The 14,950-nt window shown below is 56.5% G+C and carries 13 protein-coding genes and 1 other annotated feature; all 13 genes read right to left on the reverse strand.

Annotated features, from left to right (window positions below; all coding sequences use genetic code 11):
* Nucleotides 1-452: 452 nt before the first annotated feature.
* The 13 genes from rpoC to rlmB all read right to left on the reverse strand — a co-directional run bounded on the left by rpoC (nt 453) and on the right by rlmB (nt 14,937).
* Nucleotides 453-4,043 carry a DNA-directed RNA polymerase subunit beta' gene (rpoC, locus tag H7B67_RS20520; RefSeq protein ID WP_185121772.1) on the reverse strand — a complete coding sequence of 1,197 codons (3,591 nt, stop codon included), beginning with the start codon at nt 4,041-4,043 and terminating at the stop codon, nt 453-455.
* A gap of 141 nt (nt 4,044-4,184) precedes the next feature.
* Nucleotides 4,185-7,733 (reverse strand): DNA-directed RNA polymerase subunit beta, encoded by a 3,549-nt coding sequence (gene rpoB / locus H7B67_RS20525; RefSeq protein WP_185121736.1) that lies wholly within the window; start codon nt 7,731-7,733, stop codon nt 4,185-4,187.
* A 338-nt stretch (nt 7,734-8,071) separates the two neighbouring features.
* Nucleotides 8,072-8,677 (reverse strand): class I SAM-dependent methyltransferase, encoded by a 606-nt coding sequence (locus tag H7B67_RS20530; RefSeq protein ID WP_185121737.1) that lies wholly within the window; start codon nt 8,675-8,677, stop codon nt 8,072-8,074.
* A 91-nt stretch (nt 8,678-8,768) separates the two neighbouring features.
* The gene (gene rplL, locus H7B67_RS20535; protein ID WP_126961535.1) at nt 8,769-9,131 is read right to left on the reverse strand and encodes a 50S ribosomal protein L7/L12; all 363 of its coding nucleotides are present in this window, start codon (nt 9,129-9,131) and stop codon (nt 8,769-8,771) included.
* Between the two features lie 78 nt (nt 9,132-9,209).
* Entirely contained in the window at nt 9,210-9,713 is a 504-nt protein-coding gene (gene rplJ, locus H7B67_RS20540) for a 50S ribosomal protein L10 (protein ID WP_185121738.1), read from the reverse strand.
* A gap of 53 nt (nt 9,714-9,766) precedes the next feature.
* Nucleotides 9,767-9,923: a sequence feature (ribosomal protein L10 leader region), on the reverse strand.
* A 56-nt stretch (nt 9,924-9,979) separates the two neighbouring features.
* Nucleotides 9,980-10,672 carry a 50S ribosomal protein L1 gene (rplA, locus tag H7B67_RS20545; protein WP_185121739.1) on the reverse strand — a complete coding sequence of 231 codons (693 nt, stop codon included), beginning with the start codon at nt 10,670-10,672 and terminating at the stop codon, nt 9,980-9,982.
* Nucleotides 10,673-10,773: 101 nt separating this feature from the next.
* Nucleotides 10,774-11,199, reverse strand: a complete 426-nt coding sequence (rplK, locus tag H7B67_RS20550; protein ID WP_185121740.1) for a 50S ribosomal protein L11 — start codon at nt 11,197-11,199, stop codon at nt 10,774-10,776.
* 78 nt (nt 11,200-11,277) lie between these two features.
* Complete coding sequence (gene nusG, locus H7B67_RS20555) at nt 11,278-11,811, reverse strand: transcription termination/antitermination protein NusG (RefSeq protein ID WP_185121741.1); 534 nt, start codon at nt 11,809-11,811, stop codon at nt 11,278-11,280.
* A 23-nt stretch (nt 11,812-11,834) separates the two neighbouring features.
* Complete coding sequence (gene secE, locus H7B67_RS20560) at nt 11,835-12,044, reverse strand: preprotein translocase subunit SecE (protein WP_185121742.1); 210 nt, start codon at nt 12,042-12,044, stop codon at nt 11,835-11,837.
* 18 nt (nt 12,045-12,062) lie between these two features.
* Nucleotides 12,063-12,212 carry a 50S ribosomal protein L33 gene (gene rpmG / locus H7B67_RS20565; protein ID WP_126961523.1) on the reverse strand — a complete coding sequence of 50 codons (150 nt, stop codon included), beginning with the start codon at nt 12,210-12,212 and terminating at the stop codon, nt 12,063-12,065.
* A 382-nt stretch (nt 12,213-12,594) separates the two neighbouring features.
* Nucleotides 12,595-13,245, reverse strand: coding sequence for an RNA polymerase sporulation sigma factor SigH (sigH, locus tag H7B67_RS20570; protein WP_185121743.1), 651 nt, complete (start codon nt 13,243-13,245; stop codon nt 12,595-12,597).
* Between the two features lie 167 nt (nt 13,246-13,412).
* Complete coding sequence (locus H7B67_RS20575) at nt 13,413-13,964, reverse strand: NYN domain-containing protein (protein WP_185121744.1); 552 nt, start codon at nt 13,962-13,964, stop codon at nt 13,413-13,415.
* Nucleotides 13,951-14,937: a 23S rRNA (guanosine(2251)-2'-O)-methyltransferase RlmB gene (gene rlmB, locus H7B67_RS20580; protein WP_185121745.1), complete on the reverse strand. Its 987-nt coding sequence runs from the start codon at nt 14,935-14,937 to the stop codon at nt 13,951-13,953. Before rlmB ends, H7B67_RS20575 begins: the two co-directional genes overlap by 14 nt.
* Nucleotides 14,938-14,950 lie beyond the last annotated feature (13 nt).

Consider the following 14,950-nt stretch of genomic DNA (forward strand, 5'->3'; position numbering starts at 1 on the left):
TCCTCCGCAAATCGGTAATTAATACCATGAAATGAGGAAAAAGTTTCGTTCGTCCGGCCAACGAATCCGAACGAGCCTGCGTTAATCACATGTGGGCAACTTTTTGTTCTTGGGATTCGAATTCGGTGCTGCGAGGCGATGGCGCTGTCCACATGTGGATATTAGGAGAGTTCGAATCGTATCCACAAGATTTGTTTATGTTAGGTCGGGATGGATCGAGCGAATGGCAAGCTATCAACAGCTGGGAGGTGTACAACTCGGGAATATGTGCATAAGGAGGCTAATCGTTAATGCGGTTATTGGTCTCGCGGATAGTTAATCACATGTGGATAATGGGCGTTCGTCAAAACGAAAGGAAATTCTTCACGTCGTTAAAAGTTAAGCACATGGGGGTAGCTATTTTAATTATGAAAAGGAAAGCGGCCCCCGAAGGGGCCGCTGGAGGGCTGCTCTTACTCGACCGTAACCGCCTCAAGATCGGCTTGCTCGTCCTCTGGCTCATCCAGCGGAGAGACGACCTTGATGTTGCGGTAACGGGACATCCCGGTACCTGCCGGAATGAGCTTCCCGATAATAACGTTCTCCTTAAGACCGAGCAGGCGGTCGACCTTGCCCTTGATGGCAGCGTCGGTCAATACGCGAGTCGTCTCTTGGAAGGAGGCTGCCGAGAGGAAGGAATCCGTCTCGAGCGAAGCCTTGGTGATACCGAGAAGGACTGGGCGGGCAACGGCAGGCTCTTGGTCCGCCATGATCGCTTCGCGGTTCGCCGCTTCATATTCGTGCACGTCGACGAAGGAGCCCGGCAGCAGCTTCGTGTCGCCCGGATCGACGATCCGGATCTTGCGAAGCATCTGCTTGATCATGACTTCGACGTGCTTGTCGTTGATTTCTACGCCTTGGTTCCGGTATACGCGCTGAACTTCCTGCAGAATGTAGTTCTGCACGCCGCGCACGCCCTTGATGCGAAGGATTTCCTTCGGATCGATGGAACCGTCGGTCAGCTCGTCGCCGGCTTCGATGTGCAGGCCTTCGTAGACGCGAATACGCGAGCCGTAAGTGACCGCATAGACCTTCGTCTCCGCATCGCCTTGCACTTCGATTTCGCGGCGATCCTTCGTCTCGCGAATCTCCTTGACGACGCCGTCGATCTCGGAGATGACCGCTTGACCCTTAGGATTGCGGGCTTCGAAGAGCTCTTGGATACGCGGAAGACCTTGCGTGATGTCGTCTCCGGCAACGCCGCCGGTGTGGAACGTACGCATCGTCAGCTGGGTTCCCGGTTCGCCGATCGATTGGGCCGCGATGATGCCGACCGCTTCGCCGATCTCGACCTTCTTGCCCGTTGCCAGGTTGCGTCCGTAACACATCTTGCACACGCCATGGCGAGCGCGGCAGCTCAGTACGGAACGGATCTGCAGCTTCTTAACGCCTGCGCCGACGATTTGCTCGGCCTTGCCGGCATCGATCAGATCGTTGCGTCCGACGATAATCTCGCCCGTCTCCGGATGGCGAACCGTCTCGAACGCGTAGCGGCCTTCGATACGGTCGTACAGGTCCTCGATGATTTCCTTGCCGTCCTCGATACGGGACACCACGATCCCCTTGTCGGTTCCGCAGTCTTCTTCGCGAACGATAACGTCTTGCGCAACGTCGACGAGACGACGGGTCAGATAACCCGAGTCCGCGGTACGAAGGGCGGTATCGGCCAGACCTTTACGCGCTCCGTGCGTGGAGATGAAGTACTCCAAGACCGTCAGGCCTTCGCGGAAGTTCGATTTGATCGGCAATTCGAAGATTCGACCGGACGGCGTCGCCATCAGTCCGCGCATCCCGCCCAGCTGGGTGATCTGCGATTTGTTGCCGCGCGCCTTGGAATCGACCATGAGCATGATGCTGTTGTAGCGGTCCATGGACTTCATCAGCACGTCGGTAATTTCGTCCTTCGTCTTCGACCAGATCTCGATGATGCGGTCGTAGCGCTCTTCGTCCGTGATCAAACCGCGGCGATACTGAGTCGTAATAAGCTTGACGGATTCATCCGACTTCTTCAGAATCTCGAACTTCTCTTCCGGAACGGTTACGTCCGCCACCGCGACGCTGATGCCCGCGCGGGTCGAATACGTGAAGCCGAGCTTCTTGATGTTATCGAGAATGATCGAGGTCTGCATCGTGTGATACAGGCTGAAGCATTCGCCGATGATTTGTCCGAGATATTCCTTCCCTACGGCTCCAGGAGTCGGAATCGATGCCATGATCTCATCCAGGTTGGCGCCCTTGTCGTAGATGAAGTACTTCTCCGGCGTTCCCTTAAGCAGATTTTCCTTCGTCGCTTCGTTGATGTACGGGAACGTATCCGGGAAAATCTCGTTGAAGATGATCTTGCCGATCGTCGTGACCAGCAGGGCATCTTGCTGCTTCTCCGTGAAGGACTTCTTGTTCAGAGCCTTAACCGGAATGACGACGCGAGCGTGAAGGTGGGCGGCTCCGCGTTGGTACGCGGAAACGGCTTCGTTCACCTCGGAGAGGCGCAGGCCGGCTCCCTTCGCTTCCTTGTTGTCCATCGTCAGGTAGTAGCAGCCGAGAACCATATCCTGGGACGGAGTGACGACAGGCTTGCCGTCCTTCGGGTTCAGGATGTTGCCCGACGCCAGCATGAGAAGGCGAGCTTCCGCTTGGGCTTCGGACGACAACGGAACGTGAACGGCCATCTGGTCGCCGTCGAAGTCGGCGTTGTACGCCGTACAGACAAGCGGGTGAAGCTTGATGGCGCGGCCTTCGACCAGGATCGGCTCGAACGCTTGGATACCGAGACGGTGAAGCGTCGGCGCGCGGTTCAGCAGAACCGGATGCTCCTTGATGACATCTTCGAGTACGTCCCAAACTTCGGCGCTTACGCGTTCTACCTTGCGCTTAGCGCTCTTGATATTATGGGCGAGGCCCTTCTGAACGAGCTCCTTCATGACGAACGGCTTGAAGAGCTCAAGCGCCATCTCCTTAGGAAGCCCGCATTGGTACATCTTCAGGTCCGGACCGACGACGATAACCGAACGGCCGGAGTAGTCGACGCGCTTGCCGAGCAGGTTCTGGCGGAAGCGGCCTTGCTTGCCCTTCAGCATATGGCTAAGGGACTTCAGCGGACGGTTGCCCGGGCCCGTTACCGGACGGCCGCGGCGGCCGTTATCGATCAGGGCGTCAACCGCTTCTTGCAGCATGCGCTTCTCGTTCTGAACGATAATGTCCGGAGCGCCCAGGTCGAGCAGTCTCTTCAGACGGTTGTTACGGTTGATGACGCGGCGATACAGGTCGTTCAAGTCGCTTGTCGCGAAGCGGCCGCCGTCCAGCTGCACCATCGGGCGCAGTTCCGGAGGAATGACCGGCAGCACGTCGAGAATCATCCAGTCCGGCAGGTTGCCGGAGTTGCGGAACGACTCGATGACTTCCAGACGCTTGATCGCGCGGTTGCGGCGTTGGCCTTGGGCCGTGCGAAGCTCTTCCTTCAGCACGTCGAGCTCGCGGTCGAGATCGATGTCCTGAAGCAGCTTCTTGACGGCTTCGGCGCCCATGCCGGCTTGGAACGCATACCCGTACTTCTCGCGGTAGCTGCGGTATTCCTTCTCGGAGAGAAGCTGTTTCTTCTCCAGAGGAGTATCGCCCGGATCCGTCACGACGTAGGATGCGAAGTAGATAATCTCTTCGAGCGAACGAGGAGACATATCCAGCGCCAGGCCCATGCGGCTAGGGATGCCTTTGAAATACCAGATATGGGAGACCGGAGCGGCCAATTCGATATGGCCCATCCGTTCGCGGCGAACCTTCGCGCGAGTGACTTCCACTCCGCAGCGGTCGCACACGACGCCCTTGTAGCGTACGCGCTTGTACTTGCCGCAATGACATTCCCAATCCTTCGTCGGTCCGAAGATCTTCTCGCAGAACAAGCCTTCCTTCTCCGGCTTGAGCGTACGGTAATTGATCGTCTCCGGCTTCTTGACTTCGCCTCTCGACCACGAACGGATTTTGTCCGGGGAGGCCAAACCTATCTTCATAAACTCAAAATTGTTGACGTCTAACAAGGAGCAAACCCTCCTTCATCGTTGCTGCGGATTTCGGAACGGGAACGACTAGGCCGACTAGAACGAGATAGCGATGGCGATCGGCGGCGCGGGGCGCCGCCGGCTCCCCTGCTATTAGGACTCGGCGCCGATCTCGGCACCTTCCAGGTTCAGGTTCAGCTTGTCGCCAGTGGCATCATCTTCATCGTCGGATTCTTTCATCTCGATCTCCCGCTCGTCTCCGGCCAGAATCTTGACGTCCATACCGAGACTTTGCAGCTCTTTGATCAAGACCTTGAACGATTCCGGAACGCCTGGCTCCGGCACGTTCTCGCCCTTGACGATCGATTCGTAAGTCTTGACGCGGCCGACGACGTCGTCGGACTTCACCGTCAAGATTTCTTGCAGGGTATAAGCGGCGCCATATGCCTCGAGCGCCCACACTTCCATCTCCCCGAAGCGCTGGCCGCCGAACTGGGCTTTACCGCCCAGAGGCTGCTGCGTAACGAGCGAGTACGGACCCGTCGAACGGGCGTGGATCTTGTCGTCGACCATGTGCGCGAGCTTGATCATGTACATGACGCCGACCGTGATCTCGCGTTCGAACATCTCGCCCGTGCGGCCGTCGTACAGCTTCGTCTTGCCGTTGCGCTGCATGCCGGCTTCTTCCATCGTATCGAACACGTCGTACTCGCTTGCTCCGTCGAATACCGGAGTAGCGGCGCGAATGCCGAGGTAACGGCAAGCCATGCCCAAGTGGACTTCGAGCACCTGGCCGATGTTCATCCGCGACGGTACGCCCAGCGGGTTCAGTACGACCTGAACCGGCGTGCCGTCCGGCAGGAACGGCATGTCTTCTTCCGGCAGGATACGGGCGACGACACCCTTGTTGCCGTGACGTCCTGCCATCTTATCGCCTTCGGAGATTTTACGCTTCTGAGCGATATAAACGCGAACGAGCTGATTCACGCCGGGAGGCAGCTCGTCGCCATTCTCGCGGGTGAACACCTTGACGTCGACGACGATTCCGTCCGTACCGTGAGGCACGCGCAGGGACGTATCGCGCACTTCGCGCGCCTTCTCGCCGAAGATCGCATGCAGCAGCCGCTCTTCCGCCGTCAGTTCGGTAACGCCCTTAGGGGTTACTTTGCCGACGAGGATGTCGCCTGCTCCGATCTCGGCGCCGACGCGGATGATTCCGCGCTCGTCGAGATTGCGCAGCGCGTCTTCCCCTACGTTCGGGATATCGCGGGTAATCTCTTCCGGTCCGAGCTTCGTATCGCGCGCTTCCGACTCGTATTCTTCGATATGGATCGAAGTATAGACGTCCTCGCGAACGAGCTTCTCGGACAGAAGGATCGCATCCTCGTAGTTGTAGCCTTCCCAAGTCATGAACGCGACGACGACGTTGCGTCCCAGCGCCAATTCTCCCGTATCCGTCGAAGGACCGTCGGCCAGGATATCGCCTTTCTTGACGATGTCTCCCTTGCGGCTAAGAGGACGTTGGTTGATGCACGTGCCTTGGTTAGAGCGCATAAACTTCTGCAGCTTATACTTGACGATATCGCCCTTTACTTCCTTGCCGTCGATGACTTCCGTGCGGCGGAGCTGAATTTCGTTAGCCGTTACGCGCTCGATAATTCCGTCGTATTTGGACACGATACATACTCCGGAATCCTTCGCGGCTTTGTGCTCCATGCCGGTGCCGACGAACGGAGCGTCCGGAACGAGCAGAGGCACCGCCTGGCGCTGCATGTTCGATCCCATCAGAGCGCGGTTGGAGTCGTCGTTCTCTAGGAACGGGATCATCGCGGTAGCGACGGACACGACCTGCTTCGGCGAGACGTCCATGAAGTCGACGCGATTGGACGGCATCGTAACGATGTTGTCGGCTTGCTTATTGTAACGAACGATAACCATATCTTCCGCGAACGAATTGTCCTCGTTCAGTTGCACGTTCGCCTGGGCGATGATGTAGTTATCTTCTTCGTCGGCCGTCATATAGACGACTTCGTCGGTAACCTTGCCGGTCGTGTGATCGATCTTCCGGTATGGCGCCTCGATGAAGCCGTACTCGTTGATCCGCGCGAACGTGGACAGCGAGTTGATCAAGCCGATGTTCGGACCTTCCGGCGTCTCGATCGGACACATCCGGCCGTAGTGGGACGGATGAACGTCGCGGACTTCCATGCCCGCGCGTTCGCGGGTCAGACCGCCTGGACCGAGGGCGGACAGACGGCGCTTGTGCGTAAGCTCCGCAAGCGGGTTCGTCTGGTCCATGAACTGCGACAGCTGCGAGGAACCGAAGAACTCTTTGATCGCCGCGATGACCGGGCGAATGTTGATCAGAGCCTGCGGCGTAATCGCGTTCTGGTCTTGGATCGACATGCGCTCGCGCACGACGCGTTCCATACGGGACAAGCCGATGCGGAACTGGTTCTGCAGCAGCTCGCCTACGGAGCGAAGACGACGGTTGCCCAAGTGGTCGATGTCGTCGGTGCTGCCGATCTCGTGCAGCAGGTTCATGAAGTAGTTTATCGCCGCGATAATATCGGCTGGCGTAATATGCTTAACGGACTTGTCAATCAGGCCGTTCGAGATGACCTTCACGACCTTGCCGTCTTCCACCGGCGAATATACGCTGATGGTTTGCAGAGGAATGTCTTCCGCTTCGTTGACGCCGCCGGTTACGCGGTACGTCTTGAAGCCGACATTGTTCTCCAGCATAGGCAGGATCTGATCCAGAAGCCTGCGATCGATCATTTGGCCGGCTTCGGCGATGATTTCTCCCGTCGAAGGATCGACCAGCGTCTCGGCCAGACGTTGATTGAACAAGCGATTCTTGATATGAAGCTTTTTGTTGATCTTGTAGCGGCCTACGTTGGCCAGATCGTAACGCTTCGGATCGAAGAAGCGGGCAATCAAGAGACTGCGCGCGTTCTCGAGAGTCGGCGGCTCGCCCGGGCGAAGGCGCTCGTAAATCTCGATGAGGGCTTTCTCCGTGGAATCCGTGTTGTCCTTCTCCAAAGTGTTGCGAATGAACTCGTCGTGACCGAGCAGATCGAGAATCTCCGCGTCGGTGCCGAAGCCAAGCGAACGAAGCAGAACCGTTACCGGAATCTTGCGGGTCCGGTCGATCCGCACGTATACGATGTCCTTGGCGTCCGTCTCGAGCTCGAGCCATGCGCCGCGGTTCGGAATGACGGTAGCGGTGAACGTCTTCTTCCCGTTCTTGTCGACCTTCGTGCTGTAGTAAACGCTCGGAGAGCGAACCAGCTGGCTGACAATAACCCGTTCCGCGCCATTGATAATGAAGGTGCCGGTCTCGGTCATAAGCGGGAAATCGCCCATGAACACTTCCTGCTCCTTCACTTCGCCCGTCTCTTTATTGAGCAGGCGTACCTTTACGCGAAGCGGAGCTGCGAACGTAACGTCCCGTTCCTTCGATTCGTCGACGGAATACTTGGGTTCGCCCAGGCTGTAATCGATGAACTCGAGTACGAGATTGCCCGTGAAGTCGGTGATTGGCGAAATGTCCTGGAAAATCTCGCGCAGACCCTCGTCCAGAAACTTCTGGTACGATTGCTGCTGGATTTCGATCAGGTTGGGAATTTCCAATACTTCGTTGATACGGGCGTAGCTGCGCCGCGTTCGGCGGCCATACTGAACAAGATGTCCTGCCAAGTTAACCTCACCCCTTCAGTCTACTTCAACACAAGCGAGAACGAGATCCTCTCTCCAGCAGTAGCAGAGGCAGCCGTTCCGCGGGCGTACGCGCAAAAGCAAGCTAAATCGCGGATCAAATAACCGGATAGGGTAAACTAAGAAAAGCCCTTATGCGCCGGTAGGCGGCACAATGGCAATCATTATCCAGTCATTTGCCCAAAACAAACCCATTATACGCCTTGCGGCAATAAACTATTCCTGAAATCGCAAAAGGGCTTGACATTTTAGCGAGCTAAAGACAATAAGCCCATCTTAATACTGACATTTTTCAATAGTATCACATCGTACCAGTAAAGTCAAACCAATTTTGCCCGATAGATCCGATAGCCTTTATCCTTGCCGATCTCCTCGACCTGTTCCTCGCCGAACACTTCCTCCAGCTTGGCTCTCGCGGACGGAGCGCCCTGCTTGTTCTGGATGACGATCCACAGCGAGCCGCCCGGATTCAAATGCTCCGCGGCTTCCGTCAAAATCCGATGAACGACGACTTTGCCGGCGCGAATCGGAGGATTGGACAAAATGACATCGAATCGCCGTCCTTCCACGGCGGCGTAAATATCGCTCTGCATGGCGCTGATATTCGCGATTCCGTTCCTCTTCGCGTTCTCGGCGGCGAGCGAAACCGCTCGTTCGTTGATATCCACCATCGTGACATGTCCTCGCGGCGCAAGGCGGGCTGCGGTAAGACCGATGGGACCGTAGCCGCAACCCAGATCCAATACGCTAGCATCGGCCGGAATGTCCATATGTTCGATAAGAACCCGGCTTCCGTAGTCCACCCCGTCCCGCGAGAACACGCCGGCATCGGAGGTGAGCTGCAGCTTGAAGCCCCTTAGCTCGGCGGTCAACGACTTGCGATCGCTGGCCGTCTGCGGCTCCCGGGTATAATAATGCTCGCTCATTTGCCGTCTCCTCCTTCTCTCGCTTCAAGAACAAACCCCTCGAAGATGAGAATCTTCAAGGGGTTCGATTCTTATTCGAAGGTTAAGCGAATTACTTAACTTCGACTTTAGCGCCAGCTTCTTCAAGCTTAGCCTTAACAGCTTCAGCTTCTTCCTTGGCAACCTTCTCTTTGATAGCCTTAGGAGCGTTGTCGACAACGTCCTTAGCTTCCTTCAGGCCGAGGCCCGTGATTTCGCGAACAACCTTGATAACGTTGATCTTGGACGCGCCAGCGTCAACCAGTACAACGTCGAATTCGGATTGCTCGGCAACTTCTGCAGCAGCGCCGCCAGCTACGACTGCAACCGGTGCAGCGGCCGTTACGCCGAATTCTTCTTCGATTGCTTTAACGAGATCGTTCAGTTCCAGAACGCTCATGCCCTTAATGGCTTCCAAGATTTGCTCTTTGCTCATGGAAATAGAACCTCCAATATAGTTTTTTTAAAGTTTGTTGGTTGTGCCTGTGACGGCGATTGGTGCTACGCGCTAGACTTACGCGCTTGCTTCGTTCTTCTCCGCGACCGCCTTGACTGCGAGCGCGAAGTTGCGGATCGGAGCTTGAAGGACGCTGAGCAACATGGACAGCAAGCCTTCGCGGGAAGGCAGGTCGGCCAGCGCCTTGACTTGCGCCGCGTCGACGTAACGGCCTTCGACAACGCCGCCCTTCAGCTTGAGGGCTTCGTTCTTCTTCGCGAAGTCGTTCAGGATCTTCGCTGCGGCGACGGCATCCGTCTTGCTGAATGCTACTGCCGTAGGACCCGTAAGAACGGCATCCAGCTCGGACAGTTCGACGCTAGCGGCTGCGCGGCTTACCAGGGAGTTCTTCAGAACTTGGAACTCGACGCCGGCTTCGCGAAGCTGCTTGCGAAGCTCAGTCACTTGAGCGACGTTCAGTCCGCGATAGTCGGCCACGACGGTGCTTGCGCTCTCGCGCAGCTTCGTTGCGATCTCGTTCACTTCCTGTTGCTTCGCTTCGATGATTTTCGCATTTGCCATTTCGTACACCTCCTGGTTCTTGATTCAACCGTATCGGAATCGCGCAGAATCCACGGGGCATAAGAAATGCCTCCGCAGATTCTACGGAGGCATGACGTGTTCGATCTATCCATCCGCTTCGCGGGAAGCGGCTAAGATTCTATACACACACCTCGGTAGGAAATTAAGCCTCGCGGCACCTACGGTCTACGGTATCGATATTCAACTTTGACAGATTAACACGATCGTACAAAGCTTGTCAATCGGCAGGTTATTCCTTCGACCGATTAACGGTAAGAAGCAGCGTTCAGACGAGCGCCGGGTCCCATCGTCGAAGAGATCGAGATGTTCTTCAGGTACACGCCCTTGGCAGCCGCCGGCTTAGCGCGGTTCAATGCGTCGATCAGAGCCTTCAGGTTGTCGTTCAGCTTCTCAGCGTCGAACGATACCTTGCCGATCGGAGCATGGATTTGACCAGCCTTGTCCAGACGGTATTCGATCTTACCGGCCTTGATCTCTTGAACGGCCTTGGCAACGTCAGTCGTTACCGTGCCGGCCTTCGGGTTAGGCATGAGGCCCTTACCGCCGAGAATACGACCGAGCTTACCCACTTCGCTCATCATGTCCGGAGTAGCGACGCAGACGTCGAACTCGAACCATCCTTGTTGGATCTTGTTGATGAGGTCCGTATCGCCGACGTAGTCCGCTCCGGCAGCTTCAGCTTCCTTCAGCTTTTCGCCTTTTGCGAATACGAGGACGCGTTGCGTTTTGCCTGTGCCATGCGGCAAGACAACAACGCCACGAACGTTTTGGTCTTGCTTTCTCGGGTCAACGCCGAGACGAACCGCAACTTCGACGGACTCGTCGAACTTGGCGGAAGCGGCTTTCTTCACGAGCTCGATCGCTTCGAGCGACTCGTAAGTCGCATCGCGGTCGATCAGCTTCGCGGCTTCGACATATTTCTTGCCGTGTTTAGCCATGTTGTTCTCCTCCTTGTGTGGTTTTAACGGAAGTCTCCTCCCACATGTCCCGAGCGCTCAAGGTTCGGGACACCCGGTTACGGAATGCTATCCGCCCGGAATTAGTCTTCGATGACAACGCCCATGGAACGGGCGGTACCTTCGATCATACGCATAGCCGCTTCAACGGAAGCCGCGTTCAGGTCAACGAGCTTTTGCTCGGCGATCTCGCGTACTTTTGCACGTTTTACCGTGGCGACTTTCTTCTTGTTCGGCTCGCCGGAACCCTTCTGGATGCCAGCCGCTACGCGCAGCAATACAGCCGCAGGCGGAGTCTTCGTCTCGAACGTGAAGGAACGATCCTCGAATACCGAGATGACGACCGGAATGATCAGGCCGGCTTGATCGGCGGTACGAGCATTGAATTCCTTACAGAAAGCCATGATGTTAACACCCGCTTGACCCAGTGCAGGACCGATAGGCGGCGCCGGGTTTGCTTTGCCGGCAGGGACTTGCAGCTTCACCAATTTGATGACTTTCTTTGCCATGTTGCACACCTCCTTGCCCCATAATGCGGTTAGACGGAGCCTCTAGCTCCTCCCGCTCTTTCCTAGAAACCGGATAAATTATATCTTCTCCACCTGAGTATAATCCAACTCGAGCGGGGTTTCCCTTCCGAACATGTTCACGTGCACCTTAAGCTTGCTCTTGTCGTGCATGATCTCTTCGACCGAGCCGACAAAATTGGCGAAAGGCCCAACCTTGACGCGAACATTCTCCTTGATCTCGAAATCGATGACCGGTTTAGGTTCTTCCATGCCCATATGACGCAGAATTTGTTCCACTTCTTCAGGCAGAAGAGGGGTCGGCTTCGATCCCGATCCTGTGGAGCCTACGAACCCGGTAACCCCGGGCGTATTGCGCACCACATACCAAGAATCGTCTGTCTGGATCATCTCAACGAGGACATAGCCGGGATACACCTTGCGCATCACCGTCTTCTTCTTGCCGTCCTTGTTGACAATCTCCTCTTCCATTGGCACGAGCACGCGGAAAATCTTATCCTGCATGCCCATCGACTCCACGCGTTTCTCCAGGTTCGTCTTTACCTTATTCTCGTAACCGGAGTACGTGTGAACAACATACCATCTTTTCTCCATCGATGTCACCTTTGGTTCCTGTGTCAAATGACGAGGTCGACGAGCTGAGAAATGCCGATGTCCAGTGCCCAGAAGTAGATAGCGATCAGCAATACGGTGACGATAACGACGATCGTGTAGCTGATCAATTCCTTACGCTTAGGCCACTTAACCTTCTTTAACTCACTCCAACTGTCGCCGAAGAACGCAAAAAAGGACCCAAAGCTCTGTTTCATTTTGGCCAGGAAAGTCACGTCCAAACCTCCTACGACTTACCGAGTTTCGCGATGAGGAAGATGCGCATTGCAGAACTTGCAGAACTTCTTCAGCTCAATGCGATCGGAGTGCGTCCGTTTGTTCTTGCTCGTCGTGTAGTTCCGTTGCTTGCATTGAGTGCAAGCGAGCGTAATAATAACCCGCATGTGTTCCACCTCCCGGGCTTGCCAACTTCATAAACATATTGAATCCAAGCGCAAACGCCGTCCCGCCGTTGCACGACAACGAAACCTGGCGTTTCGCCCGAGATTCAGGGCCTGTGCATAAAACTCCACCTTAAGGTTACTAAAATAATTTATCACAGGGGCTATACGATGTCAACGAAAAGTGAATTGGGAGCTAGAGGAACCGCGAACCTTCTTCTGGCAACAGAGCTATTCTCATTCTTTCTACATCGTCTGGAATTTATAAGTCTCGCTCTTAGCTTTTGAAGTCGGACCCTTCGGAAGAAGAATCGGCGCATCAAAAAAAGCAGCCCGCATAGGAAACTGCTTGTCCTTGATAGAGTATGGATAATAGCTCATTCGATTAAAGTCCGATGTCCCTTACTTCCAAGTACTTCTCCAGCTTGCGCTTCACCCGCTGCAGCGCATTGTCGATAGACTTGACGTGGCGGTCCAAGTCGACGGCGATCTCCTGATAGGAACGACCGTCCAGGTAGAGCATAAGCACGCGGCGCTCGAGGTCGCTCAGAATCTCGGACATCTTGTCTTCCAGGCCGAAGAATTCTTCCTGATTGATAATCATCTCTTCCGGATCGCAGACGCGGGAGCCGCAGATGACGTCCAGCAGCGTGCGGTCGGAATCCTCGTCGTAGATCGGCTTATCCAAGGATACGTACGAGTTTAGAGGAATATGCTTCTGGCGGGTTGCGGTCTTGATCGCGGTAATGATCTGGCGGGTGACGCACAGCTCGGCGAACGCCTTGAAGGAAGCGAGCTTGTCTCCTTTGAAGTCGCGAATGGACTTGTAGAGACCGATCATCCCTTCCTGCACGATATCTTCCCGTTCCGCGCCGATCAGAAAATAAGAGCGGGCCTTCGCCCGAACGAAATTGCGATATTTATTGATCAGATACTCGAGAGCGTTGGAATCGCCAAGCCGAACGGCTTCCACGATATCCTCGTCGGTCTTGAAGTCGTATTCGTGTGCTATCAAATCGTTAACGTCCACGCTCACGAATCATCCCTCCGACCTTCAAGGTATCTCCAACGCCTAGGGACGCCGGAGAAGGTATTAGTTTGGAAACTTCCAAACTACTAACAATATACTTGATGATTCCAATAGCGTCAACCGATGCGAGCTTATTTGACGCGGATTCCGAGGATTCGACATTGGAAAAACTGTTATCCGTCCCCATCATCTTCCGCCTCCAGGGACTGCCCTCTTCTCATGAGCTCCAATCTCAGCTGAACGTCCGGCTTCAATACGCCTCCGAGCGGGTTGCGCTTGGGCGGAGGCTCTCTGCGGAGGGCGGCTTCGATCTCCCGCTTCCCTTCTTCCACGGCGAGCCTCAGTTCCCGGGCGGACAGGCGGAGAGCGCCTCTCCCGAACGCCACCCTTTGCTCGGTCTGGTCGGACGTCGCCACGTAGAGGTTGCGCTTCACGGACGTCATCTCGCCGACCAGCCGCTCGATGCATTCGTCCGCCGTCTCCTTCTCCCGCGTGTAGACGATGTTAAGACGGTGCTGCTTGAACTCGGCGCCCAATCCCGGCACCCGGAAGGCGTCGAACACGACGTAGACCGTCATGCCCGCGTAGCTTTGGTAGTTGGCGAGCAGATCGAGCAGCCGGTCCCTCGCATCCTCGAGCTTGTCCAATTTAAGCCGTTCCAGCTCGGGCCAGGCGCCGATCATGTTGTAGCCGTCGACGATCAGGACGTCTTCACGGCGAAGCATGCCCGTCTCCCTTGTTGCTTGCGGCCGCTTCCTTCTCCAGGCGAGCCCGCCGCTGGCGGACCGTCTCGTACAGGATGACGCCCGCCGCGACGGAGGCGTTCAGCGAATTGACGTGGCCGAACATCGGGAGGGAGACGAGGAAGTCGCACTTCTCGCGAATCAGCCTCGAGATGCCTTTGCCCTCGCTGCCGATGACGATCGCGATCGGACCGCTCAGATCGGACTCGTACACGTCCTGCGTCGCCGCCGCGTCCGCTCCGGCGACCCAGATCCCCTCTTCCTTGAGGCGGTCGATCGTCTGGGCCAGGTTCGCCACCCTGGCGACGGGAACGTATTCGACCGCTCCCGCGGAGGTCTTCGCGACGACCGCGGTGAGGCTCGCGCTGCGCCGCTTCGGCACGATGACGCCGTGGGCTCCCGTGCAGTCAACCGAGCGAAGGATCGAGCCCAGGTTGTGCGGGTCCTCCACTTCGTCCAGCAGGATCAGGAACGGAGCTTCGCCGCGTTCCTTAGCCAGCGCCAGCAAGTCCTCCACCTCCGCGTACGAGACGGCGGCGGCTTGCGCGACGACGCCTTGATGCTGAACGTTCGGCACGAGCGAGTCCAGCTTCTTCTTGTCCGCGAACTGGACGACGACTCCCCTGGACTTCGCTTCGTCCAGAATGGGCTGGACGAGACTGCGCTGCGCTTGGTTGGACAGCCAGATCTTATTCAAGGCCCGTCCCGCCTTCAGCGCCTCCAGCACCGGGTGCTTGCCGGCCAGGTAGCTTTCGCCGCTCCCCTCTTCCTCGTCCGCAAGCAGGGGCTGCAGCGGCTCTTGCTCCGCCGGCGCCGTCTCGCGGCGATGCTTCGCCGGCTGGCCGGACCGGCCGCCGGAACCGAAGCGATCGCCCCGCTCCCGGGGCGGCCGCCCTCCTTCGGCCTGCCTTCTCGAATCGCCTGACGATGGGCGGGGTCTATTGCGGTTATTCATCTCGATCTTCCTC

Origin of the sequence: Cohnella thailandensis (assembly GCF_014212135.1) — a bacterium.
GTDB classification, from domain to species: domain Bacteria; phylum Bacillota; class Bacilli; order Paenibacillales; family Paenibacillaceae; genus Cohnella; species Cohnella thailandensis.

Bases quoted from the DNA above. Each gene is read 5' to 3' on its own strand.
- rplJ (WP_185121738.1), bottom strand. From the start codon at position 9,713: ATGGCAAATGCGAAAATCATCGAAGCGAAGCAACAGGAAGTGAACGAG.
- rplA (WP_185121739.1), bottom strand. From the start codon at position 10,672: ATGGCTAAACACGGCAAGAAATATGTCGAAGCCGCGAAGCTGATCGAC.
- H7B67_RS20575 (WP_185121744.1), bottom strand. From the start codon at position 13,964: ATGCTTCGCCGTGAAGACGTCCTGATCGTCGACGGCTACAACATGATC.
- H7B67_RS20530 (WP_185121737.1), bottom strand. From the start codon at position 8,677: ATGAGCGAGCATTATTATACCCGGGAGCCGCAGACGGCCAGCGATCGC.
- rplK (WP_185121740.1), bottom strand. From the start codon at position 11,199: ATGGCAAAGAAAGTCATCAAATTGGTGAAGCTGCAAGTCCCTGCCGGC.
- nusG (WP_185121741.1), bottom strand. From the start codon at position 11,811: ATGGAGAAAAGATGGTATGTTGTTCACACGTACTCCGGTTACGAGAAT.
- rlmB (WP_185121745.1), bottom strand. From the start codon at position 14,937: ATGAATAACCGCAATAGACCCCGCCCATCGTCAGGCGATTCGAGAAGG.
- rplL (WP_126961535.1), bottom strand. From the start codon at position 9,131: ATGAGCAAAGAGCAAATCTTGGAAGCCATTAAGGGCATGAGCGTTCTG.
- rpoC (WP_185121772.1), bottom strand. From the start codon at position 4,043: ATGAAGATAGGTTTGGCCTCCCCGGACAAAATCCGTTCGTGGTCGAGA.
- rpmG (WP_126961523.1), bottom strand. From the start codon at position 12,212: ATGCGGGTTATTATTACGCTCGCTTGCACTCAATGCAAGCAACGGAAC.